Here is a 1277-nt window from a genome sequence, read left to right on the forward strand (position 1 = left end):
AGGCGCAACCCTGGTACGAACGCGCCGCCGACGCCGGAAACACCGAAGCCATGAACAACCTCGGGGTGCTGCTGGTGAACTCTGGCCGCGAGACCGAGGCGGAACCCTGGTACCGGCGCGCCGTCGGCGCGGGAAACACCGACGTCATGTACAACCTCGCACTGCTGCTGGTGAACACTGGCCGCGAGACCGAGGCGGAACGCTGGTACCGGCGCGCCGCCGACGCTGGACACACCGAAGCCATGAACAACCTCGCAGTGCTGCTGCGGGACACTGGCCGCGAGACCGAGGCAGAAGCCTGGTACCAGCGCGCCGTCGGCACCCCGGACGGTGAAATCCGGGCCTGACCGGCCTTTGGCGCATCCGAGGGTGCGCCGGGACCACCCGCAGCCGACGAGCCCCTACGCGCTTGCCGCCCTGCCGCGCGCGAGCTGCGCGCAGCGCAGGCCGCCGCCCGCATGCCACTCCAGCACCGGGGGCGCCTCGCCGCCCTGCTCGGCACACCACAGGACCGGGGCCAGTCCGCCGCAGCCATGCCGCGCGCACACGCAGCCCTCACCAGTGCTCGTCTGCGGGACGCCGTGGCGGACCACACCGCCCCCGGTTGGCGGGCCGGTGCCGCACAGGCGGGCCGGCCATTCCAGCGTGAAACGCAGCCCGCCCGACCCCCGAGCGGAACCTGTGAATTCGCAGGCTGATGGCAGCCAATCTCCCAGCACTTGGTCACCCCGGGGCAGCAGTCTGGTCACCCCCTGACAGCCAAGATCCCAAGCCCCGCCGGGCACAGGCAGGAACAACAGCCACGACCCGGCTGACACCCACCTGGCTGCCACCAACACACCCATTCGCAAACGGCTTCTACGAGGTCGAGCTCCAGGGCGACTCGGAGACCGGCCTCAAGTGGGGGACGAAGGGGTGGATCACCAAGCACGTGAAGCCTCAGGTGTGCATGAGGCTCGACTAGTAGTGCTTTGTTAGCTGGTGTCGTGTGGTTGCTCGATGGATTGTCGGCAGGTAGGGCAGGTGCCGGTCCAGGTGGCGATGAGGTGTTGGAGGAGGTCCAGGGCCTGGTAGAGGGTCAGGCCCGGGCAGGGGCTGTTGGGTTCCGCTGCTGTTCGGTCAGGTGCGCGGCGGTGACGAGGGTGACGTGCCGGTGCCAGCCGGTGAAGGAACGGCCCTCGAAGTGGTCCAGGCCCAGAGCGGTTTGCAGCCTTCCCACAGGGCCACCGTCCGCACGGGCTCGGCGACGTCCCCGAGCCTTTCTTGTCACTGGCGGT

1 protein-coding gene and 1 pseudogene are annotated in these 1277 nt (G+C 69.3%); one reads left to right on the forward strand and one right to left on the reverse strand.

Going from position 1 to position 1277, the window contains the following annotated elements; genetic code table 11:
* Positions 1-347: tetratricopeptide repeat protein (locus VR44_RS30845; RefSeq protein ID WP_045950918.1), on the forward strand; the 347-nt coding region annotated here is incomplete at its 5' end.
* A gap of 731 nt (positions 348-1078) precedes the next feature.
* Here the strand turns inward: VR44_RS30845 and VR44_RS44355 are convergent.
* Positions 1079-1277, reverse strand: a pseudogene (locus VR44_RS44355) (IS701 family transposase); the annotation flags it as partial.

Source organism: Streptomyces katrae (assembly GCF_000966975.1).
GTDB lineage: Bacteria > Actinomycetota > Actinomycetes > Streptomycetales > Streptomycetaceae > Streptomyces > Streptomyces katrae.